The organism is Devosia subaequoris (assembly GCF_014197055.1).
Lineage (GTDB): Bacteria > Pseudomonadota > Alphaproteobacteria > Rhizobiales > Devosiaceae > Devosia > Devosia subaequoris.
Map to the genome: position 1 here is coordinate 1 of NZ_JACIEW010000009.1, position 25,367 is coordinate 25,367.

The following is a 25,367-nucleotide window of genomic DNA, read 5'->3' on the forward strand; positions in this document are numbered from 1 at the left end:
GTGAAGGCGGTGGTCGATGGCAGCATCTCGAATGGCATGACCGTGACCCAGCTCACGGAAGCTGAGATGGACTGGGACGAGCAGTCAGAGCTTCTTCGATGTAGCTGGAGCCCCCAACGCTGAGGTTCTGGTACAGAGAGTTCGAATCCCTTCCTCTCCGCCACTTCCCTTCAAGGAATCGTTCTCCCGATCCCGCCTCGGCCGGATTTTCCCGTTGCTTTCGAGGGTTATGCGCGCTTGGCTTTGCACTGGCGTCCTCGCTGCAGCAGCCGGAATGGTTCTCTGAAGCCCGATATTCTCCGGACCTCTCGACTGCGAGCATCCGGTGTAGAGCCCGTAACCGATTGAAAATATAGGGGCAGATCCTCGCTGCACCTGAACACTTCGACGCCGGTGGCGTTCGTGAGATGGAACAGAAATCGAACTCCTGCAGCGAGCTTCAATCCGACAGGGGAAGCGCGTTGAGGTCTGACCGGATTTGTCGCCACCCCGGCATGTTTCGATCGAGGGTGTTCAAGAAGAGCTCGTCGTGTCGCGGTGATACGAAATGGGCCACCTCATGCAGGATGACGTAGTCGAGGGCGGCCAGAGGTTTCTTCGCCAGGTCGAGGTTCAGCCAGACCAGCCCCTTTTCGGGATTGCAGCTGCCCCACTTCGTCTTCATCAACCGGATGCCCCAGCGCGGTATCGGTACGCCGAGCCGATCCGACCACTTGGCGATGCGGGGGGCAGCAGTTTCCCGCAGTTGCGATCGATACCATGTCGCCATCCAGCGTGCTTTCTGGTCGGGCGTTGAGCCTGCTGGCACCAACATCGTCAGGCGATCCGAAGCATTTGGACGAATTGCACAGCGGTCCTTGTCGTTCGTCTGGACCATAAGCCGAAGCGGCTTGCCTAAGAAAAAATGGGTTTCGCCGGAGACGTACCGGCGTTCGGGTTGTCGCGCCTGACCTTCGAACTCGCGCTGCTTCTTCTTGATCCAGCCGAGCCGGGTGACAACCGCGACTCGGACGGCGTCTTCGCTGATGGCCGGAGGGGCAGCGACACGTACGCGGCCGGAGGGCGGATAGACCCCGATATGCAGGTTCTTGATCGGTTTGCGGACCAGTTCCACCGACAGCCCGGCGATCTCGATCAGTTCAGTATTCATCATGCGACCGGATGATCTCGATGATGCTGTCCACGGCGTCCTCGGTATCGAGGATCTCAAGCAGTTTTCGCCGCAGCATCCGCTCCTTCATCTTGTTACCGCGCCATCCCGTCTGGGCCGTGATTCGGATTGCCTCATCAACCGCCATGGTCGCGGCTTCATCCTGACCGAGATTGTCGTAGAGCGCCTTGCGCCCCGGCGTGGTCATGAACGATGGGTATTCGCTGCCATGCCCCGCCTTTACCGCTCTGACCAGTTCTGCGATCTTTTCCAGGTATTCCGCGTAGGCGATGGCGTCGTCCTTCCGCTTCTTGACGAGGTCGGTCAGCAGCTCTGACATTCGTTCGTAGAACTTCGGGTTCACCGGCGTTTCATCGATGATCAACCTGCGCACGTTGTTCTCGATGGCTTCAGCCACGTTCTCGCGCTTCTTCTTCAGAGAACTCGGCAACTCCCCCTCGACTGCGGCCCCCTTGCTCGCCACCAGGTCGATCAGGCTGATATCGTCCAGATGCGAGATCACCTCGGATTCGTCGGCCTTGATGTAGGTGTCGATCAGGTGCCGCATCGCGGGTTCGAACTGTTTCATGTCCACAGCATCGCCGCTGTGCAGGCGCACAGCATCGCGGAGCGAAATCGCCCGTTCCACCTCGTTGCGGTACTGCGCCAGCTGCAGGTCGTTCACGCCCGACGCCGCAGGATCGTCAGCCACGGATGCGAACGCCCGGGCATAAGCTCCTGCCAGTTTGTAAAGCGCCTGCCGCCGTCGCGCCTTTTCCTCGGCCTGTGGATCGGCCTCCCATCCCCCCGGGCTGGAGAAATAGGCAAGCACCTGATCGTCGCCCTTGGGTTGTTCCACGGGGTCCAGCAGCCCGAACCACGCATCGCGCGCAGTCATCAGATCCACGCCCGCCTTTTCGGCCCGCGAAGAGATCAGCCCTTCAACATCGGCCGCATCGAAGGCGTCGAAGGCGCCCGAGGTGTAATCCTCGACGGCCGTCTCGATGTTCTTGAACAGGTCCTTGTAGTCGACGACATAGCCGTAGTCCTTGTCGTCCCCGTCCAGGCGGTTCACCCGGCAGATCGCCTGGAACAGGCCATGGTCGCGCATCTGCTTGTCGATGTAGATGTAGGTCGCCGTCGGCGCATCGAAGCCGGTCAGCAGGCGGCTGACGACGATCAGCAGCTTCATCTGCGCCGGTTCCTTGCGGAACTTCCGCAGGGCCTCGGCCTCGTAGGCCTCTTCATCCGTGCCCAGATCGGTCATCAACCGGTCATAGACGCGATAGACGTACTGCTTTTCCGTCTCGCCCATCCCGGCCTCTTCGCCGGTCAATTCCGAGGCGTTGCGCGTGTACGACGTGACGATGGCGCATTTCCCGGCAAGGTCCGAGCCGGAATTGCGGAAGATTTCGAACAGTCGGCACGCCTCGGGGATCGAGCCCGCCACCAGCATGGCGTTGCCACGGCCCGCCTTGAGCCGCGGCTTCAGCTCCATGTCCATGATGATGTCGTTGGCGATCTGTTCCAGGCGATCCTTCGAGGACAGCACGCGCTGCAGCGTGCCCCATCGCTGTTTCAGGGTCGCCTTGGCCACCGGGGTCAGGCCCTTGGTCTTGGCCTCGAACCATTCGTCGATCTTCTTGGGAGAGGCCACGCGCTGGTCAATGTCGCGCGCCTCATACCGCAGGTCCAGCACGACGCCATCCTCGACCGCCTCGTTGAAGCGATAGGGCGTGCCGATGTAGGGCCCGAACACCTCGAGCGATGTCTGCTTGTCCGACCGCAGAAGCGGCGTGCCAGTGAAGCCGAAGAACACCGCACCCGGCAGGATCATCCGCATCGCGCGGGCGAGCTTGCCCGATTGCGTCCGGTGCGCCTCGTCGATGAAGACGAAGAACTCGCCCACCGGTGCGCCGATCTGGCCGCGCTGGATGTCGGCGATCATGGCGCCCAGTTCGTCCTCTTCCCGCCGCCCGAACTTGTGAACGAGCGAGGACACGACCCTGTCCTTCGGGTCGGCCAATGCGGCCAGCAGGTCGGCGCCGGATTTCGCGCGGCGAACCTTGTCGCCGGTGTTGCCGAACACCGCCTCGATCTGGTCGTCCAGTTCCTTGCGGTCGGTCACCACCAGGATGCGCGCATCGGGGCGGGCCTCGCGGATCCAGCGGGCCAGCATAACCATGATCAGGCTTTTGCCTGAGCCTTGCGTCTGCCAGATGATCCCGCCCTTTTTCGCCGCCACCGCCTCTTGCGCGGCCTTCACCGCGAAATACTGGTTGGGGCGGGCGACCTTCTTGATGCCTGCGTCGAACAGGATGAAATCGTTGATCAGCTCCAAGAACCGCGCGGGGGCCAGCATCTGCGCCACATCGCGGTCGAGCGGGTTGGGGGTCGTGCTCTCCTCCTTCCAAGCCAGCCAATAGGGTTGCGGGGTCTGGATCGCGGCATAGCGCATGCCCTGCATGTCGTTGCCTGCAAGGGTGATCTGCACCGTGGTGAAGAAGTGGCGGATGAACTCGGGGCGCTGGTTGTCCAGTGTCTGGCGGATGCCCGCGCCCAGATCCACGGTGGATTTCTTCAGCTCTACCACGCCCAGCGCGATGCCGTTTACATACATCACCAGATCGGGGCGCTTGTTATAGGCCTTGGGGTTCTTGGCGGTGACCGCCACCTCCTCGGCCACGCCCAGATCATTGGCGGCGGGGTTGTCCCAATCGACAAAGCGCACGGTGACAGGGGCCTCGCCGGGGCCGGGGGTGACCTGCACGCCATAGCGCAGCATGTCATAGGTGGCGCGGTTCGCCTCATAGAGCTTCAGCCCGTCCATCCGGGCGGCGCGTTGCAACTCGGCGATGGCCTTGGTCGCCACCTCGGGGTCATGGCCGCGGGACAAGAGCCAGGGGCGCAGCAGGCTGGGCTCGATATTGGCGTTGCCTTCACGCTTCTGCCAGTCGCCGAGGTAACGCCAGCCGAGGCCGCCGGTCTGCCCGGAGGTATCGCCGCACAGCTGCGCGATCATGCGGTTCTGCGTGGCGCGTTCCGGATCGCCGATGGCCATGGAAATACCCCCCTGAAAAACTCGTCCCCTAGTCAGACCAGCCTGACCCGACCTGTCAAAAGATTCTGCATCATACCCTCCTTCACTGCTCGCGCCTTGGCGAGGCGGGACTCGAGGGTCTGGATTTCGGCGTCCATGTCGGAAAGGACAGTGGCGATGGCTTGTTGTTCTCGTCTGTCTGCGGGAAGTCTGACTTCGAAGTTTTTAACAAGCGCGCCGCTAAGATTCGGCTGCCCGCCCTGCGTTAGAGTAGAAACCATTAGGTCCTTTGATGCTTGCAGCAGGTGAAAAAGAAAACCTGCGTCGCAAGCATGCGCGCCAAGGGCAAGTATGGCTTGGTTGATTGCGCCATCACAGTTACAAACTGCAGACACTCCCGCCGTGGCGCCATACAGGGCAAGCAACACCATCCCGGGTTGGACCATCTTTGCAGCCGACGACCGAAGTCCCTTTTCTGTTATCCTGCCCGAAACCTCTGTAACCAAAGCTTGGTTCAAATCTGACGACGTGATCCACTGGATCGAACCACCATAGTTGGCCGGATCCTGAGTTGAGGGCGTTCCCCCAGAAAATCCATTTGCAAGTTGACCGATACGCTTCACCTCCCACTCCCCCGAGAACCCCGGGAGGCGGCGGCGGGCGGTGAGGAGGTCTTGCATCGCGCCCTGCTTGATCAGGCGCTTCTTGGCGATCACCCGCTCCAACCCCGCCACCACCCCATCCGCATCCGACAACGCGGCGGCGATGGCCTGTTGTTCATCGGGCGATTTTGGACAAAGGATTTCGATGCTCCGCAGCTTTTCAACCGACAACCCAGGCTGGGCTGACGCCTCAGAGACCTCATTGAGATTGAGGGCGTCGAGAACGTAGGTCAGAAAGCGCTGGTCATTCTTCCCAAGAGCCTTCGCCACGATTGCGTGTTCGGAAGCGTAGAATTGGCCATCTGCGAAGTGCACTGCCCCGCAAAGCGCACCTTGGCGCCCGATCAGCGAGTGGGCGCCTTCACGGTTAAAGCTGTCGGTAAAACCACGTAGGCCATTACCACCGTAAACGGGATACGCCTCGACCTCGACAATCCTCTTGGCGGTGATCATGTCGCCGCTTTTCATGTGCAGGCAATCTGACAGTTTCGCCTTGATCCACCCCCTTGGTGGGCTGTCTGTCCTTCCTACGGTCTGGCGATACTTCATCCCGCCACCCCCATCGCCGCCAGATGCCCGGCCACCCGCGCCTCCAGCCCGGCCAGATCCTGCATGATCTGCGGCAGGGTCTGGCCGTAGCGTTCGGTCAGCACCCGCACGCGTGCGGTCAGCGTTTCCGTCCACGCCTCGACCTCGGCCCCGATGGCGGCGGTGATGTCGGCCAGCCACTTGTCCTGCACCACAAGGGTCTGGATCTCGCCCATGGTCAGGGTGGGGTATTTCTTCAGCACCGCTTCGGTCATCCGCGCCTCGGCCTCTTTCGCCGCGCGCTTCGCCTCGGCCTCTTCCTCGAACAGCCGGGCCACCTGTTTCAGCAGGGCCTTTTCATCCGCCTCCAGGCCCCTGTCCTTCAGCCGCGCCTTCACCCCGCCCGCCGTCAGCTTGGCCCCGTCGGCCAGAAGGTCCTCGAACAGCCCGCCCTCGGCCCCGTGTTCCTCGGCCAGTTCCTCGATCTCGCGCCCCAGTTCCTCGGTCCGGGCAGTGGCCTGATCCAGCGCTGCCTTTAGGTCCGCAAAGAAGCGCGCGGTGATCAGGGCGGGCGGGATAACATCGGCCACAAGCCGGACCTTGTTCACCACCAGGTCGCCCTCTTCCAGCCATTTCACCTTGCCGTCGTCGCTCGTCTCTTTCCGCGCCTCGCGCAGATCACGCGCCGCCAGCCAGCCGCCGCCCGCGATGATGAACACATCGTCTTGCATGGTCGCGGCCCAATAGGCCATCAGGCGCTGATAGGCCTCATACTTGTCGACCAGGGGGGCGGCGTCGAAGCGGGTCAGCATGTCCTCGGCGATGGTGTGGATCAGGTCGCGCGGGTGGTCGCCCTGTTTGATGCCCATCAGGAGTGGGGTGTTGGCGGTGATCCAGCCGTTCAGGATGGCGGTGACCTGCGCGCGGAAGGCCGCGAAATCAGAATGGTTGCGGATGGTCGTGCGTACCTGATCGGGGACGACCAGCGGATCGGCGTAGCCCTTGCGCGGGTTCGGCCCGAAGAGCGTGGCGCGCAGCGTGGGCATGACGGCCCAGAAATCGCCCAGCGCGTCAATGTCCCTCTCCGGCACGCCGCCGTGGAGGTGGGCGGTGATGTCCTGCAAATCTTCGGGGTCGGAGCCGTCGATGTAGCGGGGGATGTTCAGGTTGAAGTCATTGCGGGCGATCTCGTCGAAGGGGACGAGGCGGGAATAGCTGGGGATCAGCTGCTCGCGCGTGAAGGCGTCGATCATCTTGTGGATGTCGCGCTCGCGCAGGCGGTTCTTGGGGCCGTCCTTGATAAAGCCCCTGGACGCGTCGATCATGAAAACAGGGCGGTTGGCGGTGGCCTCGGACTTGTCGAGCACGATGATCGAGGCGGGGATGCCGGTGCCGTAGAACAGGTTGGCCGGCAGGCCGATGACGCCCTTGATGTAGCCGCGTTTCAGGATCTTCTCGCGCAGCTTTGCCTCGGCATTGCCGCGGAAGAGGACGCCGTGCGGCAGGATGACCGCGCCTGATCCGGTCGCCTTCATCGAGGCAAGGATGTGCAGGAGGAATGCGAAATCGCCGTTCTTGGCGGGCGGTTCGCCATCGTCGAACCGGCCGTACTTCGTTTCCGAGGTCAGCCCGGCGGCCCAAGCCTTGGCCGAAAAGGGCGGGTTGGCAACAACGAAATCGAAGGTCTGCAGGGTGTGGGCGTCGGCCAGGAAGTGCGGTTCGGCGATGACATCGCCCTGCGCGATCTCGGCTGTGGCGCGGTTGTGCATGATCATATTCATGCGCGCGAGGCCGCGGGTGGCGATGTCCATCTCTTGCCCGAAGATGGTGATGGGCATGCGGGCGGTCTCGGCAGCTTTCAGCAGCAGCGAGCCCGAGCCGCAGGTCGGGTCGTAGACGGTTTGCTTCGGGCTGGTCGCGCGGCTGACGCCCGCCACGGCGGCGACGACGCGCGAGACCTCGGCCGGGGTATAGAACTGCCCCTTGGACTTGCCCGCCTCGGTCGCGAAGTTGCGCATCAGGTATTCGTAGGCGTCGCCGAGGATGTCGTCGCCGTCGGCCCGGTTCTTCGAGAAGTTCAGTTCTTCTCTGCTGAAGATGTTGATCAGCGCGGTCAGCGTGTTGATCATCTTCTGGCCGCGTCCGAACTTCTCTGCGTCGTTGAAGAAGGCCCGGTCGATCACGCCGCTAAGGTCGTTTTCCTCGGCGATGCGCGAAATGATGGTGTCCATCCCCTCGCCGATATTCTTTGACCCGCGCAGGGCTTTCATGTCGGAGAAGGATGCGCCAGCCGGCACCTCGATCAGCGCATCGGGCTGGCCAGAGCGGTCCGAGACATATTTCACGAACAGAAGGGTGAGGATGTAATCCTTGTAAAGAGAGGCATCCATGCCGCCCCGGAGCTGGTCGCAGCTTTCCCAGAGGGACCTGTAGATGTCGCTCTTCTTGATGGCCATTCGATGCCCCTGCCAGATTACTGCATTGCCCCCAGTTGGCGGCACGGTATGCTGAAGGTGCTCAGGGGATTGTGTTATCTATCCGATGTTTGCCATGACCATTCAACCGGAAACGGCGCCAGCAATCGCGCCAGCGTCACTTCCGGTTTCTGTCGGCCATCCAGGATCGCCTCGACGATGTTGGGCGCCAGCAAGGACAGGCGGAGGACGCGCGCCATGTAGGTGAAGGCGATCCCTTCCTTTTCTGCCAGTTCGGAAATCGATGCGAAGTCTCCCGACTCGAGCATCCGCTTCCAGCGGAACGCACGGGCCAGCGCCTTGACCAGCGTGTTGTCGGCCCGCCTTGGCTGCACGGCTCCCTCCGGCAACTGCATCTCCTTCCGACCGCCGCGCTTCACGACGCGGAACGGTACGTGGAGGGTCACCGTCTCGGGGATCGGAGCCCGGCGGGTCATGCGGCTTCTCCGATGTCGCCGGCCAGCATCTCGCGCGCGAGGCCACTAAGGCCGTCCACGCGCAGCCGGACGTTCAAGCCGTCCACGCCGATGTCGACCCGCTCCACCGACAGCGCCACGATGCGGGCCTGTTCGGCGGGGAAGAGTTTGTCCCACAGCGGGTCGAGCTGCTGCAGGGCCGCGCGAGAGTCAGCCTCAGTGATGTCGGCGGCGTGAGCACGCGCTGCCTTCCACGTGCCCGCGATAATCTCGGGCTGGCGGAAGACGGCACGCAGTTGGTCGATGACGGCGGCCTCGATCTCGCCCGCAGGCACGCGGCCGATGGGACACGCCCCCGCGCCGTGCTTCAGCACCGTCTGGCTGACATAGTAGCGGTAGAGCCGGTCGCCTTTTCGGGTGTGCGTCGGCGAGAACGCGGCGCCACCGGGACCGAACAACAGACCCTTCAGTAGCGCTGGCGTGTCGGCGCGAGTCCGGGCAGCCCTCTTGCGGGGGCTCTCCTGCAGGATAGCATGAACCTTGTCCCAAGTTTCGCGGTCGATGATCGCTTCGTGCTCGCCGGGATAGCTGTCGCCCTTGTGGACCGCCTCGCCGATGTAGGCGCGGTTGGAGAGAAGCCGATAGAGATACTTCTTGTCGATGCGGTTGCCGCGCGGCGTGCGGATGCCGCGTGCGCCGACCTCCCGCGCCAGTTCGGTGCAGGACCCGATCTCGAGGAACCGGGCGAAGATCCAGCGCACATGCGCGGCGGTTTCTTCGTCTACCACCAGCTTCCGGTTCTCGACGCGGTAGCCGGAGGGCGGCACCCCGCCCATCCACATCCCCTTCTTCCGACTGGCCGCGACCTTGTCGCGGATGCGCTCGGCCGTCACCTCGCGCTCGAACTGCGCGAAGGAGAGCAGGATGTTCAGCGTCAGCCGCCCCATGGACGTGGTGGTGTTGAACGACTGGGTGACGGAGACGAAGGTCACGCCGTTACGGTCGAACACCTCGACCAGCTTGGCGAAGTCGGCGAGCGAGCGGCTGAGGCGGTCGATCTTGTAGACCACGACCACGTCCACGAGCCCGTCTTCGATATCGGCCATCAATCGCTTGAGGCCGGGTCGTTCCAGCGTGGCGCCGGAGATGCCGCCGTCGTCATACTGATCACGAACCAGCACCCAGCCCTCGGACCGCTGGCTGGCGATGTACGCCTCGCAGGCCTCTCGCTGGGCGTGCAGGCTGTTGAACTCCTGCTCCAGCCCTTCCTCAGACGATTTCCGGGTGTAGACGGCGCACCGCAGCTTGCGGACGACCTTCGATTTGTCGAGCGACTTTGTCACGTCCGCCCCCTGTGGTTCTTGAGGCCGAAGAATACCCAACCGTTCCAACGCGTGCCGGTGATCGCGCGGGCGATGGCGGACAGCGACTTGTAGGGCCGCCCCTGCCATTCGAAGCCGTCAGCGGTGACCGTGACGATGTATTCGACGCCCTGCCATTCGCGCGGAAGGCGCGTGCCCGCTATCGGTTTGAGATCGGCACGGATGCGGCGGGTGGTGATATTGCCGCCATCAAGCTGCTCGCCAAGAGCTTCAAGGCGCTTCACCGTCTCCGGCTTCAAGCCGCCGTAGGCGAGCTCTTGGATACGATACGCCAGCCTGCTCTCGAGGTAGCGACGGTTGAAGGCTGGCGGCTCGGACTCAAAGAGTTCGCGCCACTGCTGTTTCAGTTCGGGAGTCGGCGTGGTCTTCAGCGCGGCCAGGCGCGCGGGGATCGGATCGAGATTGGTCATGCGTTGCTCCGCTGAGTTGCGGTTGCATGACGGCATTGGTCGGGCGACAAGTGTAGGCAACTTTCTCCAGTATCGTCAGAGACTTGCGTCTGCTCGCGCATACGCAGCCGGACGAGTCCGCGGCCGAGGATCGCGCAAAGTGCTGCGCGACGCTCAGCTGGGCTCATTCGGTCCGGGGAAAGTGGATTCATGCTTTCGATTGCCTCCGTCTTGCAGGGAAGCAACCACGCAAATGTCGGAAAGAACAGCAAAAACAACGCGTTAGAGTAGCCACTAGAAAACAAAAGCAGCGTCGAGCGGTGCTGCGCAATCCGCTTACGAGGACTTGGCTCTACGCTCTTCCTCGTCAACAATCGCTTCGACAACTTCTAAGCTCATTGGCGCGTCGCTGATTCGCGCGACTTCGGCCGCGACACGCGCCCAATGCATAAATGCACGACCATCACCTGAAAATCGCGCGCGAGCGGCGGCACGTTGCGCATCATAATAGGCAGTGAGTGGATTCCGGTTGATAAGCTGACGCGCATCATCCCGACAAAGCCGCCTTAGTTCACGGCGTCTTTCAAACCATTCCGAAATAGCCGAAAACATCCCAATGACCCCACCAGCGTTCTTGCCGTTCATCTTTGCCGCTTTGGCGTTTGTTGCAAGTCCGGCAGTATCGGCGCATGGCGCCGAGAGCGTCCAGCCGTTGATTGGTCGTGCTTCGGTCATCGACGGCGACACAATCGAGATCGCCGGCGAACGCGTCCGGATCAACGGCATCGACGCGCCGGAATCATCGCAACTCTGCCAAGACCAGCATCAGCGATCATACCGCTGCGGAGCCATTGCGGCAGGCGCACTCGACAAACTGCTGGCTCAATCCCGACCTCTCCGCTGCGAGTTCGTGGAGCGCGACCAGTACGGTAGGGTTGTGGGCGACTGCTTCCGGGCGGACGGAGTGAACGTGGCAGCTGCGCTGGTGCGCGCCGGCATGGCTCTGGACTGGCCGCGCTACAGTAGCGGCGCCTATGCCAATGAGCAGTCTGTGGCCGCCGCCGCGAAAGCAGGGCTCTGGCAGGGCGAATTTCAGCCGCCATGGGAGTGGCGGGCTGAGCAACGGAACTCTTCAATTGTCGCTCCTCTGATTGCGCCGGTGACGTCGGACGGCTGCGGCATCAAGGGCAACATCAGCAGGAGTGGCGAGCAGATCTATCACATTCCAGGCATGCGCGATTATGACCAAACTCAGATCAACGAGCGTGCCGGAGAGCGTTGGTTCTGCAGCGAGGCTGAAGCGCAAGACGCTGGTTGGCGGCGGGCGCAACGATGAGAACGACGACGGCGCCGCCCGTGGCAAGGACTGCGTTAGAGTCCCGCTGAAGCTCGGTGCATGTTGAGGGCGGCCTCATTCGGCAATTGAGCTGAAGTTTGCGGCGAGCGCAGCTTTCGGCCGTGAAGTTCGCCATACTCGCTGTCGTTAAGCCGTGAAGAAACCAGAATCGTTCTCGAGACGGCGTCGATGGCGATCAGGCCGCAATCAAACAGCGTGTGCAAGTCGGCCCGCAAGAGAAGCCCGTTCGAAACGACATTCGTGGCCGCTCCGCGATATGGATAAATGTGCGCCGCCTCGAGGACGTCTGCGACAGCGCAACCAGTTATCGCGCAGCGCCCTCCATAGGCGCTCATCAGAGCGTCGCGAAACGCCCGTTGGCCGCGGCGCTGTGCAATCGAGCGCAGCACTCGTTGCCTCGCATCATCGACGCTGGAGGGATCAAACGCCTCATCATCGGCGTCCTCGGGCCGGATGACAGCGATTTCCTGATTTTGCCGCCTGAGGACGAAGCTTGTCGGAGAACTTCCCGAATGGCTGACGTAAGTGAATGGACCAAGGTAGCGGAAACCGGCGCCGGGGTGTTCGTATTTGCGCCTGCGGAAGAAAACTAGCAGTTCGAGGCCGCGGGGCTGATGCTCGATGATGAGCGCATCGGTTCTGCCTGATGTTTGCCCCTGCCAGTACAGGGTCTCTCCTTCGAGGCGGTCGCGGTACTGCGTGCGATCCGATGTCTTCTCCTCGGTAATGAAGAGCCAGATGGACGAAGTGTCCTTCGGCCGGAAAACACCGGTGTTGAGCGTTGCATCCGTGATGCCGAAGATGCCTCTCAGATCATCGCGCGTGTAGATGTGCTCCAGCGCCAACTGCGGTGATGTGTATGAAGGCACTGCGTTTCTCCCATCAAATCTCTCGCCCGAACCACCTGATCCGTCCAATAATCTTGATCTCCTCGGCCGTCCGCTCATAGGGGCTGTAGAACGTGTTGTCCGAGATGATGCGGACCTGTGGTGGGTCGGAGTTGGGGATATGTTCCAGTCGCTTGGCGACCAAGCCCATTCCATCGAACAGCACAAAGATGCCGGGTGGAGTTGGGAGAGCGCGACCGAGATCGACGAGGACGACATCTCCGTCGTGAAGGGTCGGCATCATGCTGTCGCCTTCGACATGCATGATCCTCAGGTTCGCCGGGTTGGCGCGCAGGTTATGGGTGATCCACGAGCTTTTGAAGTGATAGGGCTCCCCGGTTTCCACCTCGTCGGCGACGAGCTTCCCGCCGCCCATCGAGGCAGTGACCTCGACTGAGGGGATGGCAACGAACCCGTCCGGTTCTTCGCCCATTACGGGCTCTTCGCCTTCTACTTCGCCCCTGCCATGCAGCAACCAGCTGCGATCGACCTTGAGTACCCTTGCAATCTTGTCGAGCTTTTCCAGGTTGGGATGCTCCGACCGTCCGCGCATGATGTCGTATACGAACGACCGGTTCACGCGGGCCTGTTCCGCCACTTCGCGCGCGTTCATTGCCAACTGCTGAGCGCGTGCCCTGAGCCGTTCGGCGAGCTTCATCTGCATCTGGACCATCCAAAATGTGGATAATGTGGACATAGACGGATTGATTCGTCCGCGTCAAGGAAATAGAACAAACACGGAACGAATGGTAGTGGGCGAGTCCGTCGCATGGCAGGCATCGAGAAGGAGTACTTTGCGCTCGAAGAGCTGGAGGAGCGGTGGGAACTGCCTCACCGCGATCTGGTCTACCTTGCCGAAAACGGACTGCTTAAAGTCTCGGTGCGCCTCTATGGCGTTCGCCTGGAACAAGGCATCTACGAGGAGGTGGATAAGGGCCAGTGGTGCAGCATCCCCGAAGATCAGAATCTATTTCACGGGCTTCAGGATCTTAGGGCTCACGACGCCTATCGTCTGTTCCACGAGGGTGCGCTGCGCGTGGAGCGCTTCGATGCTCCCTCTGGCCGCTACTGCGTGGTGCTGCAGCCGGAGAACGGCATCCTGATCAAGCAGGATGAACTAGTTGTCCGGCGAGATGAGCGGGATCGGGCTGAAGCCAAGCACGGACTGGCGGGCACGGGGCGCGGCTCCGAGATCGTCTTCGAGCAAAGGGATGATTTCAGCGAGGTGGTACTCGGAGAGCGAACCTACATGCTCGGGCAGTTCCAGGCTCGCGTCGTGAAAATCCTCCATGACGCCGCCATGAACGGGTGCCCATGGCAGCACGGCAAGGCGGTGCTGGCGGATGCCGGCTCCTCCTGCACCCGGCTGTCTGATCTCTTCAAGACACAGCCGGAATGGCGCAAGCTCATCCAGTCCGATCGGCGCGGCCGATATCGGCTCAACATTAAGTTCTCCTGATCCCCCCACCAAGAAGCCCGGTTCAGCGGGGCTTTTCGCTTTCAACGAGCCTGGCTTGCTTGATCAACATCCCCCAGCCATCCGCCTCGGCGTGGGAAAATCATCCTATTTCATCCCCTGACGATCCACTTTCCGTCCCGACGACGCAGTTCTGATCCTTCGCCATCCTCTCCGCAGGTTTTCGACTGGAACCGAAGGACAGACAGATGGCTACGAAACACCTCAACCAAATTGATCTGGCTGCGCGCTGGAACATCTCGCACCGCACGCTCGAGCGGTGGCGGTGGACGGGCGAAGGCCCGCGCTTCGTCAAGCTGGGCGGCCGGGTCGTGTACCGGCTGGAGGACATTGAGGAGTACGAGCGCGAGCAGATCCGCGCGAGCACTGCCCGCACCTTCACCTATCCTGCGGCGTGAGGGGTGCCGCGATGAGAGATTCCAACCGCATTTCACTTGACGATCTCGGGCTCATGCCGGTCGGCGACATCGCCGCTCTGCCGGCCGAGCAGTTGGCGCGTCTGCAGGAGGAAGCTGGCGAACGGCTGCGCTCCGCCGAGGCGATCAGCGAGTGGCTCAACGGCGCCATCGCAGTCAAATACACCGACCGCGCCGCCATGGCGCGCCTGGAGGCCGCAAAGGACACCGGCACCGTACGCCTTGCGGACGAGGACGGCGTCGTCGTTGCCGTGACCACGCCCAAGAGGGTCGACTGGGATCAGCATATCCTTGCCGCACTCGTCGAAAAGATCAGAGCCGCTGGCGAAGACCCTGCCGAATACGTCAGGACGAAATTCGACATCACCGAGCGCGCTTACGCAGCCTGGCCCTCTCACATCCGCAAGATCTTCGAACCGGCTCGTACCGTTCGTACTGGCAAGATGACCTTCAGGCTCATCCGGGCCGGGGAGGAATGAAATGACCCTCCCCATCATCTCGGCCGATCAGCGGCTCGCCGAACCGCGCGGCATCAAGGGCGCGATCTTCGGCAAGTCCGGCATCGGCAAGACCACTCTGCTGTGGACGCTCGATCCAGCCACCACACTCTTCATCGATCTGGAGGCGGGCGACCTCGCCATCGAAGGTTGGTCTGGTGACAGCGTCCGACCGCGTACATGGGCCGAATGCCGTGACTTCGCCGTCTTCATTGGCGGGCCCAATCCAGCGCTCCGAGACGACCAGGTCTACAGCGAGGCCCATCACGCTGCAGTGTGCGAGCGCTTCGGCGATCCGGCGGCGCTGGACCGCTACCAGACCATCTTCATCGACTCGATCACCGTGGCGGCCAGACTTTGCTTCCAGTGGTGCAAGGGTCAACCCGAAGCCTTTTCAGAAAAGACGGGCAAGCCCGACATCCGCGGCGCATACGGATTGCACGGCCGCGAGATGATTGCGTGGCTCACCCATCTGCAGCACACGCGAGCGAAGAACGTCTGGTTCGTCGGGATCCTCGACGAGAAGCTCGACGACTTCAACCGGCGCGTCTTCTCGGCGCAGATCGACGGGTCCAAGACCGGCCTCGAGCTCCCTGGCATCGTCGATGAAGTCCTGACGATGGCCGAGATCAAGGACGAGGCCGGCACGCCATACCGAGCCTTTGTCTGCCAGACCATCAATTCCTGGAACTTCCCCGCGAAGGACCGCTCCGGCCGGCTCCTGGCTGTTGAGGAGCCGCATCTCGGCCGTCTCATGGCGAAGATCCGCGGATCGGTGAAACCCGCCTCCGAGCGGCTCGACTACCGCAGCCCATCACCGACCGCCGCCGCTCCGGCCACCGACACCCATTCCGAAACCGCCTGAACGAGGAGAGCCCAGCCATGTCTGGATCCTGGAACGACTTCAACGACGCCAAGCAGAACACCAACATCATCCCCAAGGGCACGCTGGCCAAGGTCCGCCTGACGATCCGCCCGGGCGGCTTCGACGACCCGGCGCAGGGCTGGACCGGTGGATACGCCACGCGGGGAACGACCGGTTCGGTCTATCTCTCGGGCGAGTTCACGGTGCTCGAAGGGCCCTATGCCCGACGGAAGATCTTCACTCTGATCGGGCTCTACAGCCCAAAAGGGCCGGATTGGGCAAACATGGGCCGCAGCCTGATCCGCGGCATGCTGAATTCTGCGCGCGGCATCTCGGACAAGGACATTTCTGCACAGGCGCAGGCTGCCCGCCGCATCAGCAGCTTCGCCGATCTCGACGGGCTCGAGTTCGTCGCAAAGGTCGACATCGGCACAGACACCAATGGCGACGAGAAGAACGAGGTTCGCGCGGCGGTGACGCCGGACCACAAGGAATACGCCGCCATCATGGGCGCGGCCGGTACGGTGGAGCCGCCGCAGTTCCAGCCTCAATCTCAGCCTGCCCACACTTCAATGCCGCAGCCGGGTGTGCGCCCGTCCTGGGCGCAGTGAGGCCGCCGCCATGCTGTTGCGCCCCCGCCAGAAGCAGTTCGTCGAGCGAAGCGTCCGCGCGCTCCGCGAACATGGGAACACTCTGGGCGTCGCCCCGACGGGAGCGGGCAAGACGATCATGCTCTCTGCTGTCGCTGGGCGCATCGTCGCCGAGACCGAAGCCAAGGCCTGCGTGCTTGCCCACCGCGACGAGCTGACAACTCAGATCCGCAGCAAGTTTGGTCGGGTGAACTCGACGATTACGACCTCGGTCGTTGACGCCAGGGAGAAATCCTGGGGCGCACAGGTTACCTTTGCGATGGTGCCGACGCTGGCACGCGCCGGCAATCTCGATCAGATCCCTGCGCTCGACCTCCTGGTGATCGACGAAGCCCATCACGCGGCGGCGGACAGCTATCGGCGCATCATCGACACCGCGCTCAAGCGCAATCCCATGTGCCGCATCTATGGTGTTACCGCCACGCCCAACCGGGGCGATAAGCGCGGGCTGCGCCCGGTGTTCTCGACCTCATCGGCGAATATGTGCAGCAGCAGATCAAGGCCGATAACCTCGACCGCGCCATTCCGACGATCGACGTGATCCGCAAGGGCGACAACGTCGAGATCGACTTTGGCGACTTCAAGCGTGTCTTTGGCCACGAGCTCGCTCAGGCTTTCGCTACAACGCTCTACCTTTTTGCAACTCCCAAGACACCGAACGGCTATGCGGCCTTCGACCGTGAGAACGCCGATGCCCTCAACCAGCTTTCGCAGGAGTTGCGCGATTTCAACCTAGCTATGAGTGGCGCCGAGCAGCACGTCGGCGTGTCGCGGCGCGGCACCAGCATTAAGATCGTGGGGGAGGGGGGTCGGGGGGAGCGCACCTTGGCACCGTCGATCGCCCGCGAGCTTGCTGACATCGTTCGCGCAGTCGCGACCGCCTGAACGCTATAACGATTGATATGAACGGCGCATTCCGCACAACGGACGCGCTGAACAAAAGCTCCCGCGACGGCCATCGCGAGAGCTTTGCACTTACAAGTTCGGTTCAGGAGAGAACAGTTCTATAGTATGGAAATTCAGAAAGAAAATCAAGGATTTAGACGCGGACTGGTGCGCTTTGTCGACTTCATTCGGCGCCTTGTCGTGGGTCGGTCGGCACCTGTCATCGAACCCACTGTAGTCGATCCGATCCTGGCCGACCTCGACGCCATGCTGGCCGAGCTCTTGGCTGAGCCGTCGCCCGCTCCGGTCGCTGCACCGGCTCCCGAGCTTGCCCCCGCGCCGATCGCCGCCACCATCACGCCGAGCGCCGAGGAATTGGCGATCCTGGCCGAGCTCGAGGGACTGTTCGCCGACGACGCCACCACCCCGGCCGGCACGAAAACGTCGACAAATTCCAGCGCCGAAAATCCCGCGATTGCCCAGGGAACGCCGACCTCTCCGGCCCATGGTGCTGGTGTTTGTCCAGTAGCTTCCCTTACCCCTCCATACACCCCCACCAAGCCCACCCCGATCATCCCCTTGTGGAAGCGTCTGCGCACCAGCCAGCCGTCACCCCTCTCGCACCTGCTCGGCACCCCGGCCTCTCCCTTCAAGCTGCCAACCGTCATCAGCTCGACCACCTGGTCACGCTCGACGCCGGCCGACAAGTTCGCCCAGGCCATCCGCTCCAGCCAGACCAGGAACGGCGCCGCGATCACGCTCAACCTCTCCCAGGCACGCGAAGAGGCCCTGCGCGCGTCCAGGGACCCGGCCGGCCTTCTTGCCACCTACATCAACCGCGCCATGAAGGTCGAACTCGGCAAGGTGCTTCCGTTCGCGGTGCAGCTCGAGATCAGCCCTGCCGGCCGGCTGCACGCCCATGGTGTCGTCTGCCTCGACCAGGCGACCATGGTCGAGCTCGACGCCCTCAAGCGTGCCCTGGCGACGGCCGGCGGCAAGATCAAAGGCCATGCAGGTTCGCGCCAGGTGAAGGTCGCCGAGCTCTATGACGCCGATGGCTGGACGGCCTATTTCAGTAAGACCCGCTCCGGCACGGTCACGGCGCTCGGCACCGACAAGGTTGGGATGGTCTCGAGCTCGCTGCGCGCTCTAGCCGAGCAGGACTGGACGGTTGGTCTAGTGCCCGGACTGGCGAAGCCTAGTCCGGCTTGTGTTTAATTCCAATGATGGGCAGCAATTGCAGCAGGTGCAGGTAGGCGATCACGCCCATTGTCCAATAGAGAATTAGCCAGAGATACTCTGGCATCGCTTTTGGAATGTCAGTCGCTTGATCCTCAACCCTAGCGACGGCGGAATTCCAGCCGATGGAGAATCCCGCAATGCCGACCAGCACAGCGAGGCCTAATAGAATAATGACGCCGCTCACCTTGCCATATTCCGCCGGATGACGATAAGCCACCCAAGCGAACCCCGTCGCCGCCAATGGCATCATGGTGTAGAAAAGCGTCTCCATAAACAAGCCCTATCAGTAACACGAGAAACGATCTATCGGCGTTTCATCAAAATCACAGAAGTTCGCGCGAGAGCCGCAACTGAGTTGCAGATAAATATAAGTTTACTTACTTTAACATACTGAAATAGAACGATAAAAATCGTTGACCGCGAGTCGGTTCCCCGCGATGATTCCCTGCATCACCGATTGGGGGCATACGATGCACTACGACGAACCGACTTACCTCTCGACAGCGACATGGGCCGACCTGCTTTTCCGGCTCTCGATTAAAGATGAGCTCCGGCAGCGCCTGGGCGTCAAGCTTTGCCCGTTCTCCGGCCAGGTCGAGGAATATATGGTCGCCGACCAGTTGGGCGGCATGCTCAACATCTGGCCGGCGAAGTGGCGTGGCATCATCGAGGCCGAGACAGCAACAGCCTAACCGAGTTTGGTCGGGTCAAAGGTCACGCCTACACTGACCCGACCAAGGATTTTGGAGAACAGGCTCTCCTGTGGACGGATTTTAAAGTTGGCGCGCCGCGTTTCGCCGCTTGCTGAAACCTCATATCCAAACTCGCCTTCAACAACATAGCCGAGCTCCTGCAACTGCTCGACGGTCTCGCGAACGTCGCCAGCGGCCGTAGTCAGTGTGGGCGCAGCAATCTGATGGCCCAGCTCCTGGGTCTTTGTAACTGCGTTCTGCAGCGCCGCCGCGCCCGAGAGGCCCTTATCGATGAAGCCAAGCGCCAAATCATCTTCGGGTGGGAAAAAGTATTGATAGACACCCATCCGTTCGAGCCGTTCCTTCACCTCCCCAACATCTTTCGACGTCGAGAGCGTTCTCCACTCGGCTTCGTCAAGCTCATACAGCGGAATGGGACAAATCCCATTCTTCCGATCAAGCGCCATGTTGTCGATCGCTGTAAGACCTGCCAAGCTAATTATTGCATTTGGATTCTTCTCGGCAGCAGCAGTTATGGCGGACTCCCAATCAAAATTGGCGGCCTGCTGCAAGACAGTAACAAACTGCGCTAGCATTGGAAGGGAAACGTGCTCGAAAGCAACTTTCAACCTATCGAAGCCTACGCCGACAGCGGAAGTCAATATTTTGTCCTGTTTCGACTTCGGTAGCTTAGAGAACCGGTCAATCGCAGCTATAGCTTTACCGACGTGAAATTGATTGGAGCCGATCTTTTCGACAAGTTGCCGCGACAAGACACCTAGATCGAGGAGAATGGGTCGAGCTACTAAGATGCGCATGTCTGGCATCGCCGCTTGGACATCGACTTGCGTGAGAGCGGCCATCCTTGAGTCTGGCTCGCTCGACACTAGTATTATTCGTTTTGTCGCGTCATCGACGGCAATTGAAAGGAATGTGTGCTCAAGTCCAGACGCCCCCTTGAGCACTGGGTGCTCTCGAGGTTCCGCCCCAAGAGCCACTGCAATATTGTTCCAGACTTGGCTTCCGGCCATCCGCATCCCTCAAAAGCAATACGGTAACCGTAGTCATAGAACGCAAAAGGCCGCAAGTTTGTTCGGTTTCTGTTCACAGCTTAGCACTTGCCGTCGAACACAGTGTCCTCAGTAAACTGCAGTGTTAATTCCCTGAAGGATCCGCGATAGCCGCCCAATATCGGGCCACCGCTATCCTTGCTGAACTGGTAGTTGACCATTGGCTCTGCACCAAACCTGCGCATATGAGGGAAGTAGATGGCCATTGGTATTTCCCTAGACTCGGCGCGCACATTGCCATCGCTGTCTGTCCACAAAAACCCACGGCCTATATTCCTCGATCACCGCCATAACAGTTTCCGGGCGGCCTCGAATGAAGTCTGCTCCACGCACCCAGGTGCCCGTGCAGGTAAGCGCCGTTTGCGTTACCGAGTGATTGGTTAGGACGTAGAAAGTTCCGATGACGATGCCCGCAGATACTAGAAACAACTGGCCGAGAAAACGCAGAACCCTCATCGCTCAAAGCGGCCTTTTTCACACCAGAAGCGCGACACCACTCCCGGCTGTTGCCCGAATAGGTCTGCCGCAAGCCGACAATTCTCTTGATTGTAATCAGCCCCTTCCGAACTATCGAAAGTCGAAATGTGAATTCGCATTGAAGGATCGATTGGGCTGTCGCGATACAGAGTGAAGGATTCCGATTGTGCATCGCATCCAACAAGCGCCAGCGTCGCGCTCAATATTACGAATCGTCTGACCATCAGCTCACCCCGCCATTATCAATTTTCCATGTTGACGGGCGCGCGGCAAGGCGACAAAAGTGAAGTCACAAATGGTGACAAAACGCCTCGATTGCGACAGCGTAAGTCATTGATTTTGTTGAGTGGCGCCGTTTCCCTTCCTCTCCGCCACTTGCCCTCGCGAAAGCGTTCTCCCGATCCGGCTCCGGCCGGATTTTCTCGTTGTATTCGAAGTCGTGGACATCGAGAGGCTCTACCGGCTGGTTCAGGCAGGGCTGCCCCGCGACGAGATCGTGGTGGATTTCACGATCTACTCCGACGAAGGGCTTCGTTGCCTTCACGCGCCAGAGATTTCCCAAGACTACGACGCCTATCTCGCCCTCATACCCGGGGAGATCCTCTTCCAGCTCTATGACAGATATGGTCCGCTACTTCTCGAGAAGAACGTCCGATCATTCCTTCAGGCAAGGGGCAAGGTGAACCGGGGGATTCGCGACACGCTTCGCACGCGTCCGGATCGTTTCATGGCCTACAACAATGGCATTGTGGCTACTGTCGACGAGATTGAGGTCAGGCATGACGCCGAGACCGGCGCCCGCCACATTACAGCGGTTAAGGGGCTCCAGATCGTGAACGGAGGCCAGAATTGACGAAGACCCTACGGGGCTTTTTCCATGTCATCGGCACATCAAGCGCGGCTTGATCGAGCGCTATTCGACCGGTCCATTTCGCCCGCCCACCCGACTTTCGAGTAAGGCCGTTGTACTTCTCTACGCCCATGGCCTCGAGGCGGGCCGCCATCCTCATAGCATAGCAATTGGTGCAGCCTGCCGTGGCAATGGTGCAGCCAGCCACCGGATTCCACGTCGCATCCGTCCATTCGATTGAGGTATCGGCCATAGCAACCACTCCTGCCCTTCAAAATGAGTGCGCCCGGTAAAAAAACTGTAGTGAGAACGAAAGCGGAACTCAAATCACGCTTGGTGGGGGGCACTCATGCAGCCTTGACCTCCTGCCAAGGGTGTCATCACCCGACTTAATAAGGTCGATGGGGACGCGGCATCCGGCATGACCGGGCACTGGCCCCCATTTCCAAACGGGCCAGACGGCAAACTCTCGCGCCTCTGCCAGACGTCCCGCCATGTCTCAATGCTTTCGGGCTTTGTAGCAGCGGCCTCGGCATAGCCCCTAAAGCGCCGATAGCTCAGATACCGGCAAAATGGATGGTTTCGAGATCGCTGTTCTTGGCCAGGTAGGCGCGATACCCGGTTATAGAAGGCAGAACCTTCATCCGGTCCTCTGGCGAGAGCTTGACCCACTGCGGCAAAGCTTCCGCCTTCAACATGTTCCGCGTGGTTGGGTAACGTGGATGAGCATCGAGGAGTGTTTGCTGCCCTGCCCGCGCAGCTTCCGCACCGCACAGGCATAGACGAAGGAACGGATCGCTTCTGCGAGCGAGTCCGGCACACGATCCTCTCCCTGCCATCGCGGCCGGTAGCCGTTCTTGTGTCGCGGCGGCATCCACGGTTGGAACTCGTTGTCCGACAACGGACGCACTAGGGGCAGATCTTCGGGCGTGCTGGAAGCCGATCCGAAGACGCGACCCGGCCCGACATAGTTCGATTGTGCCGCAAGGCGTGTGATGGAGGCTGCCGGGAAGAGGTCCGGTCCGTGTTCCTGTGTCTCCCCGCGGTCATGAATGAAGATGTTCGCAAAGGGCGTCGCCGTGTAGGTCCAAAACGTCCGTGGCCAGAAAGGCCGTCTCGTTTCAGCAGGCCTGGCAGGAGTAGATGATTGCCCGCCCCTCTTCGGCGGCGTGTTTGAGCCTGCAAGCCTCAAGTCGTCGGCGGCTTCGAGTCATACTCATTCTCGGAGTGACGACCTGCGACTCTGGCCCGGCCGGCGATACGCCAGCGCAGCTTTGACTTGGCTCACAGTGACACCCAAGCTTGTCGCCAATTCCTCCTTTGTCGCTCTCGGATGGGCTTCCTTCGCCCTCCGGATCTGTTCTGCGGTGTTCAAGCGGATTGCAATGGTCATGCCGGCCTCAATCGTCTGAGCGCCTCACTATACGATGTGAACAAATGAAGAACAAGCACTTGACGCCGACCGGACTCGGTTCTGTAATTTCACGAGCAAAACAGGAGGCGCAAATGGCTAGCACCTGGCAGTGGGTGTATCGACACCGCAACCCAAACCACCCCGACTTGCGCGGGATGTGGCCCAATGAAGCCGAGGCACGTGAGTGCAACGGCCTACTATTGGTGCCGATGTATGACCCACACCGTGGCGACGTGATGCGCGGGTGGTGGGAGCTGCGTCACAAGAACTCCGGCCAGGCGTTGCTGTTCATTTGTGCCGAGGGCGACGAGCTCGCCGAGGAGTACGCCACCCCCGTCGCCGAGAGGGCCAACTGGGCCTATATGCGGGAGGCGCCTGAATGGTCAGCGCCGCCGCATTCCTTGGCACTGATAGACTATTTGCGCTCCACGTCGGGGGTGTTCTACGAGCCAAACTTTGGCTCGCTGTTAAAGACGATGACCAGTGGCGAAGAATCGCAAGATTGGGACCAGGTCGTGCCATACGCGGGAGAGGCATAGCTCGACCGGGGGACAGGAAAATCCCCAGTGTCGGCCGGGGCGAGTCTCGAGTAGTTAGCGAACGCGCTTCAAGCGCTCTCGCCTGATTTGGCCAAACCAAGCATCGTTCGCCTGGAGGCCGTCCATGACACAATTCACCAAGGAAGAGATTGAGGCAGAACACAGGCGCCGCGAAAAAGGCCGCTGAGCAGGCTATTCGAGACGTCAGAACACACGACGCAGAGTGCATCCATTGCCACCGGCCATTTTCGACGGCGCTGGCATCTGCCGGTGGGCACGGGCTATGCGACGATTGCCTGCACAACGACTAGCCCTAAGCCGCTTTCCGCGCCCGCGCTGCAGCCGCGCGACGAACGGGGTGTCATATTGGCAAGCCAACCCCTGCAGCGCTGGACGCTCAAGACCGTCGAACACGGCTGGGCGATGGACGGCGTCGGCTCTAGATCATGCTCTCCCGCGAGCTGTGCTGCAGCGGCCCGATTGCGAGCATCGATAAGACCGTGCGCCCGATCGCGCATATCTAGCACTCGCCGCGGGATGGGGATGACAGCGATCATAGCCGGTCTGGTCATCTCAGATCCTCGGAAATGTCGCCGCGTCAATGTAGCCAGCCCGGTGCATTTCGAGCATCAATACGCACGCCTCATGGTCAGAGACGAAACCTGATTGTGTTTGGTCGGATGGGCCCACTCCATCAGGGGGTCAAATCTGCACGCCGAAACACAGGCAGGGTGCCTACCATGGCATCTTGAAAGGCAGCGCATCCTCCATAAATGCTGCGGCCAGAGGCCAAGCCGATCGGTATCGAACCAAGACTGGTCGCGTCGCGACAACATTTCATTCACGGCAAAGAGCGAGTAACGGTGGCTCTGATACTATTCCGCACAGCGGAATGGATTTCTGCAATTCCGCTTGACGGTAGCGGGGTAGTCCAGCTTTGGTGGCAACAGATTGAACGGCGTGGAATTCAACCACGCTCCCAAGAAAAGCATCCCAGGTGAGGAGACCAGTCTATGTTGAAGAGCTTCACGCTCGCTGCCGCGGCCATGGGTCTAATGATGAGTGTTGCCCCTGCGTACGCTCAGACGATGACCATGCTGTCGAGTTGGGACGAGACCTATAACGCCGTGCCGGTTTTTGCGCAGGGCTACATCGATCTTGTCAACGAAAAGTCGGGCGGGGAGATCGATATCGACCTCCGCGGCCCCGAATCCGTTCCGCCCTTCGAGCAGCTTCAGCCCGTTTCAGCCGGCCTGTTCAACATGCTCTTCACCCATGGTGCCTACCACCTCGGCGAGACCTCGATGGTGTTTGGTATGGACGCGGTCACCGACGATCCGGCCGCCCGTCGCGAGAGCGGTCTCTACGATCTCATCGATCAACACTATGCCAAACACAACCTCAAGCTGCTCGGCGTTTTCTCGGCCGCCTCAGGCTACCACGTCATGCTGCGCGACCCCATCGGCGAGGATGGTGGCTTGGAGGGCCGGCGTATCCGTGCCTCGGGTACCTATCATGACTTCGTGACCACGCTTAACGGCTCGGTTGTGACCATGCCGGCTAGCGATATCTACTCCTCGCTCGAGCGCGGCGTTGTCGATGGTGCTGCGTGGCCGGTTTTCGGGGCCATGGACTATCGTTGGTATGAAGTGGCCAGCTACATGACTCGCCCCATGTTCGGTATCAACAACCATTCGCTGTTCATCAATCTCGATACCTGGAACGGTCTCTCCGAGGACCAGCAGTCGATCCTGATCGAAGCGGCCGAGGAGCTCGAAGTCTCGGGTCGTGCCGAATTCGAGGGTCTGTGGGCAGCTGAAGATGCTGCCATGCAGGAGGCAGGGCTTGAGATCACCCAGTTCGGACCCGAATATGCCGACCGCGTCGAGGCCATCTTTGCCCAAGGCGTCTGGCGCCAGGTCGAAGACCGCGCCGGGGAAGATGGCGCCGCGTTGCATCAGCTGGCCCTTGAGAAGGGCCTGACGGCAGAATAGTCCTCCTCGGGCGG

The 25,367-nt window shown here is 61.0% G+C and carries 28 protein-coding genes and 1 pseudogene; 13 read left to right on the plus strand and 16 right to left on the minus strand.

Translation table 11 applies throughout. From position 1 onward, the window contains the following. Positions 1-439 precede the first annotated feature (439 nt). From GGR20_RS15635 to GGR20_RS15670, 8 genes are all read right to left on the minus strand, one after another. On the minus strand, positions 440-1,153 hold the full coding sequence (locus GGR20_RS15635) for a M48 family metallopeptidase (protein WP_183312314.1): 714 nt from the start codon (positions 1,151-1,153) through the stop codon (positions 440-442). Continuing rightward, positions 1,140-4,211, minus strand: coding sequence for a type I restriction endonuclease subunit R (locus GGR20_RS15640; protein ID WP_183312315.1), 3,072 nt, complete (start codon positions 4,209-4,211; stop codon positions 1,140-1,142). The genes GGR20_RS15635 and GGR20_RS15640 overlap by 14 nt, the downstream gene beginning before the upstream one ends. Positions 4,212-4,243: 32 nt before the next feature. Then, positions 4,244-5,401, minus strand: a complete 1,158-nt coding sequence (locus GGR20_RS15645) for a restriction endonuclease subunit S (protein WP_183312316.1) — start codon at positions 5,399-5,401, stop codon at positions 4,244-4,246. Beyond that, positions 5,398-7,836 (minus strand): N-6 DNA methylase, encoded by a 2,439-nt coding sequence (locus GGR20_RS15650; RefSeq protein ID WP_183312317.1) that lies wholly within the window; start codon positions 7,834-7,836, stop codon positions 5,398-5,400. Before GGR20_RS15650 ends, GGR20_RS15645 begins: the two co-directional genes overlap by 4 nt. A gap of 74 nt (positions 7,837-7,910) precedes the next feature. Further along, positions 7,911-8,291 carry a hypothetical protein gene (locus GGR20_RS15655; protein WP_183312318.1) on the minus strand — a complete coding sequence of 127 codons (381 nt, stop codon included), beginning with the start codon at positions 8,289-8,291 and terminating at the stop codon, positions 7,911-7,913. Next, a complete protein-coding gene (locus GGR20_RS15660; RefSeq protein ID WP_183312319.1) occupies positions 8,288-9,613 on the minus strand; it encodes a recombinase family protein in 1,326 nt (441 codons plus the stop codon). Before GGR20_RS15660 ends, GGR20_RS15655 begins: the two co-directional genes overlap by 4 nt. Beyond that, positions 9,610-10,062, minus strand: coding sequence for a DUF2924 domain-containing protein (locus GGR20_RS15665; RefSeq protein ID WP_183312320.1), 453 nt, complete (start codon positions 10,060-10,062; stop codon positions 9,610-9,612). The genes GGR20_RS15660 and GGR20_RS15665 overlap by 4 nt, the downstream gene beginning before the upstream one ends. Before the next feature lie 315 nt (positions 10,063-10,377). Next, positions 10,378-10,686 carry a hypothetical protein gene (locus GGR20_RS15670; RefSeq protein ID WP_246349673.1) on the minus strand — a complete coding sequence of 103 codons (309 nt, stop codon included), beginning with the start codon at positions 10,684-10,686 and terminating at the stop codon, positions 10,378-10,380. On the opposite strand from GGR20_RS15670, the gene GGR20_RS15675 reads away from it, so the two are divergent. Beyond that, on the plus strand, positions 10,676-11,377 hold the full coding sequence (locus GGR20_RS15675; RefSeq protein WP_246349674.1) for a thermonuclease family protein: 702 nt from the start codon (positions 10,676-10,678) through the stop codon (positions 11,375-11,377). The genes GGR20_RS15670 and GGR20_RS15675 overlap by 11 nt on opposite strands. 35 nt (positions 11,378-11,412) lie before the next feature. On the opposite strand, the gene GGR20_RS15680 is transcribed toward GGR20_RS15675, so the two are convergent. Both GGR20_RS15680 and GGR20_RS15685 read right to left on the minus strand, forming a co-directional pair. Next, entirely contained in the window at positions 11,413-12,267 is an 855-nt protein-coding gene (locus GGR20_RS15680; RefSeq protein WP_210283218.1) for a DUF3427 domain-containing protein, read from the minus strand. A 13-nt stretch (positions 12,268-12,280) separates the two neighbouring features. Then, a complete protein-coding gene (locus tag GGR20_RS15685) occupies positions 12,281-12,943 on the minus strand; it encodes an XRE family transcriptional regulator (protein ID WP_210283219.1) in 663 nt (220 codons plus the stop codon). Positions 12,944-13,054: 111 nt separating this feature from the next. On the opposite strand from GGR20_RS15685, the gene GGR20_RS15690 reads away from it, so the two are divergent. The 8 genes from GGR20_RS15690 (at position 13,055) to GGR20_RS15725 (ending at position 18,293) form a co-directional block, all read left to right on the plus strand. Further along, on the plus strand, positions 13,055-13,744 hold the full coding sequence (locus GGR20_RS15690; protein WP_183312324.1) for a hypothetical protein: 690 nt from the start codon (positions 13,055-13,057) through the stop codon (positions 13,742-13,744). A 206-nt stretch (positions 13,745-13,950) separates the two neighbouring features. After that, positions 13,951-14,160, plus strand: a complete 210-nt coding sequence (locus GGR20_RS15695) for a helix-turn-helix transcriptional regulator (RefSeq protein ID WP_183312325.1) — start codon at positions 13,951-13,953, stop codon at positions 14,158-14,160. An 11-nt stretch (positions 14,161-14,171) separates the two neighbouring features. Beyond that, entirely contained in the window at positions 14,172-14,657 is a 486-nt protein-coding gene (locus tag GGR20_RS15700) for a hypothetical protein (RefSeq protein WP_183312326.1), read from the plus strand. Position 14,658: 1 nt separating this feature from the next. Beyond that, complete coding sequence (locus GGR20_RS15705; protein ID WP_183312327.1) at positions 14,659-15,540, plus strand: ATP-binding protein; 882 nt, start codon at positions 14,659-14,661, stop codon at positions 15,538-15,540. A gap of 17 nt (positions 15,541-15,557) precedes the next feature. Next, positions 15,558-16,151 carry a hypothetical protein gene (locus GGR20_RS15710; RefSeq protein WP_183312328.1) on the plus strand — a complete coding sequence of 198 codons (594 nt, stop codon included), beginning with the start codon at positions 15,558-15,560 and terminating at the stop codon, positions 16,149-16,151. 10 nt (positions 16,152-16,161) lie between these two features. Continuing rightward, a complete protein-coding gene (locus GGR20_RS15715; RefSeq protein WP_210283220.1) occupies positions 16,162-16,731 on the plus strand; it encodes a DEAD/DEAH box helicase in 570 nt (189 codons plus the stop codon). Continuing rightward, entirely contained in the window at positions 16,674-17,075 is a 402-nt protein-coding gene (locus GGR20_RS15720; RefSeq protein WP_183312329.1) for a hypothetical protein, read from the plus strand. Before GGR20_RS15715 ends, GGR20_RS15720 begins: the two co-directional genes overlap by 58 nt. Positions 17,076-17,201: 126 nt before the next feature. Then, a complete protein-coding gene (locus tag GGR20_RS15725) occupies positions 17,202-18,293 on the plus strand; it encodes a hypothetical protein (RefSeq protein ID WP_183312330.1) in 1,092 nt (363 codons plus the stop codon). Here GGR20_RS15725 and GGR20_RS15730 read toward each other — a convergent pair. Beyond that, entirely contained in the window at positions 18,274-18,588 is a 315-nt protein-coding gene (locus GGR20_RS15730) for a hypothetical protein (RefSeq protein WP_183312331.1), read from the minus strand. The genes GGR20_RS15725 and GGR20_RS15730 overlap by 20 nt on opposite strands. Before the next feature lie 199 nt (positions 18,589-18,787). Between GGR20_RS15730 and GGR20_RS15735 the strand changes: the two genes are divergently transcribed. Further along, the gene (locus GGR20_RS15735) at positions 18,788-19,009 is read left to right on the plus strand and encodes a hypothetical protein (protein ID WP_183312332.1); all 222 of its coding nucleotides are present in this window, start codon (positions 18,788-18,790) and stop codon (positions 19,007-19,009) included. Here GGR20_RS15735 and GGR20_RS15740 read toward each other — a convergent pair. Next, a complete protein-coding gene (locus tag GGR20_RS15740; RefSeq protein ID WP_183312333.1) occupies positions 19,006-19,872 on the minus strand; it encodes a hypothetical protein in 867 nt (288 codons plus the stop codon). The genes GGR20_RS15735 and GGR20_RS15740 overlap by 4 nt on opposite strands. 248 nt (positions 19,873-20,120) lie before the next feature. Continuing rightward, complete coding sequence (locus tag GGR20_RS15745) at positions 20,121-20,285, minus strand: hypothetical protein (protein ID WP_183312334.1); 165 nt, start codon at positions 20,283-20,285, stop codon at positions 20,121-20,123. Between the two features lie 950 nt (positions 20,286-21,235). Between GGR20_RS15745 and GGR20_RS19145 the strand changes: the two genes are divergently transcribed. Beyond that, positions 21,236-21,409 (plus strand): AIPR family protein, encoded by a 174-nt coding sequence (locus GGR20_RS19145; RefSeq protein ID WP_253560371.1) that lies wholly within the window; start codon positions 21,236-21,238, stop codon positions 21,407-21,409. Here GGR20_RS19145 and GGR20_RS15755 read toward each other — a convergent pair. The 3 genes and pseudogenes from GGR20_RS15755 to GGR20_RS18820 form a co-directional block, all read right to left on the minus strand. Beyond that, positions 21,402-21,659, minus strand: a pseudogene (locus GGR20_RS15755) (DUF5131 family protein); the annotation flags it as partial. The gene GGR20_RS19145 and the pseudogene GGR20_RS15755 overlap by 8 nt on opposite strands. A 304-nt stretch (positions 21,660-21,963) precedes the next feature. Continuing rightward, the gene (locus GGR20_RS15760) at positions 21,964-22,104 is read right to left on the minus strand and encodes a hypothetical protein (RefSeq protein ID WP_183312336.1); all 141 of its coding nucleotides are present in this window, start codon (positions 22,102-22,104) and stop codon (positions 21,964-21,966) included. After that, positions 22,098-22,280 carry a Z1 domain-containing protein gene (locus GGR20_RS18820; protein WP_246349689.1) on the minus strand — a complete coding sequence of 61 codons (183 nt, stop codon included), beginning with the start codon at positions 22,278-22,280 and terminating at the stop codon, positions 22,098-22,100. Before GGR20_RS18820 ends, GGR20_RS15760 begins: the two co-directional genes overlap by 7 nt. Positions 22,281-22,912: 632 nt before the next feature. Between GGR20_RS18820 and GGR20_RS15770 the strand changes: the two genes are divergently transcribed. Both GGR20_RS15770 and dctP read left to right on the plus strand, forming a co-directional pair. Then, on the plus strand, positions 22,913-23,359 hold the full coding sequence (locus tag GGR20_RS15770; RefSeq protein ID WP_183312337.1) for a hypothetical protein: 447 nt from the start codon (positions 22,913-22,915) through the stop codon (positions 23,357-23,359). Between the two features lie 1,013 nt (positions 23,360-24,372). Further along, positions 24,373-25,353: a TRAP transporter substrate-binding protein DctP gene (gene dctP, locus GGR20_RS15775; RefSeq protein WP_183312338.1), complete on the plus strand. Its 981-nt coding sequence runs from the start codon at positions 24,373-24,375 to the stop codon at positions 25,351-25,353. The last annotated feature ends 14 nt before the right edge of the window (positions 25,354-25,367 follow it).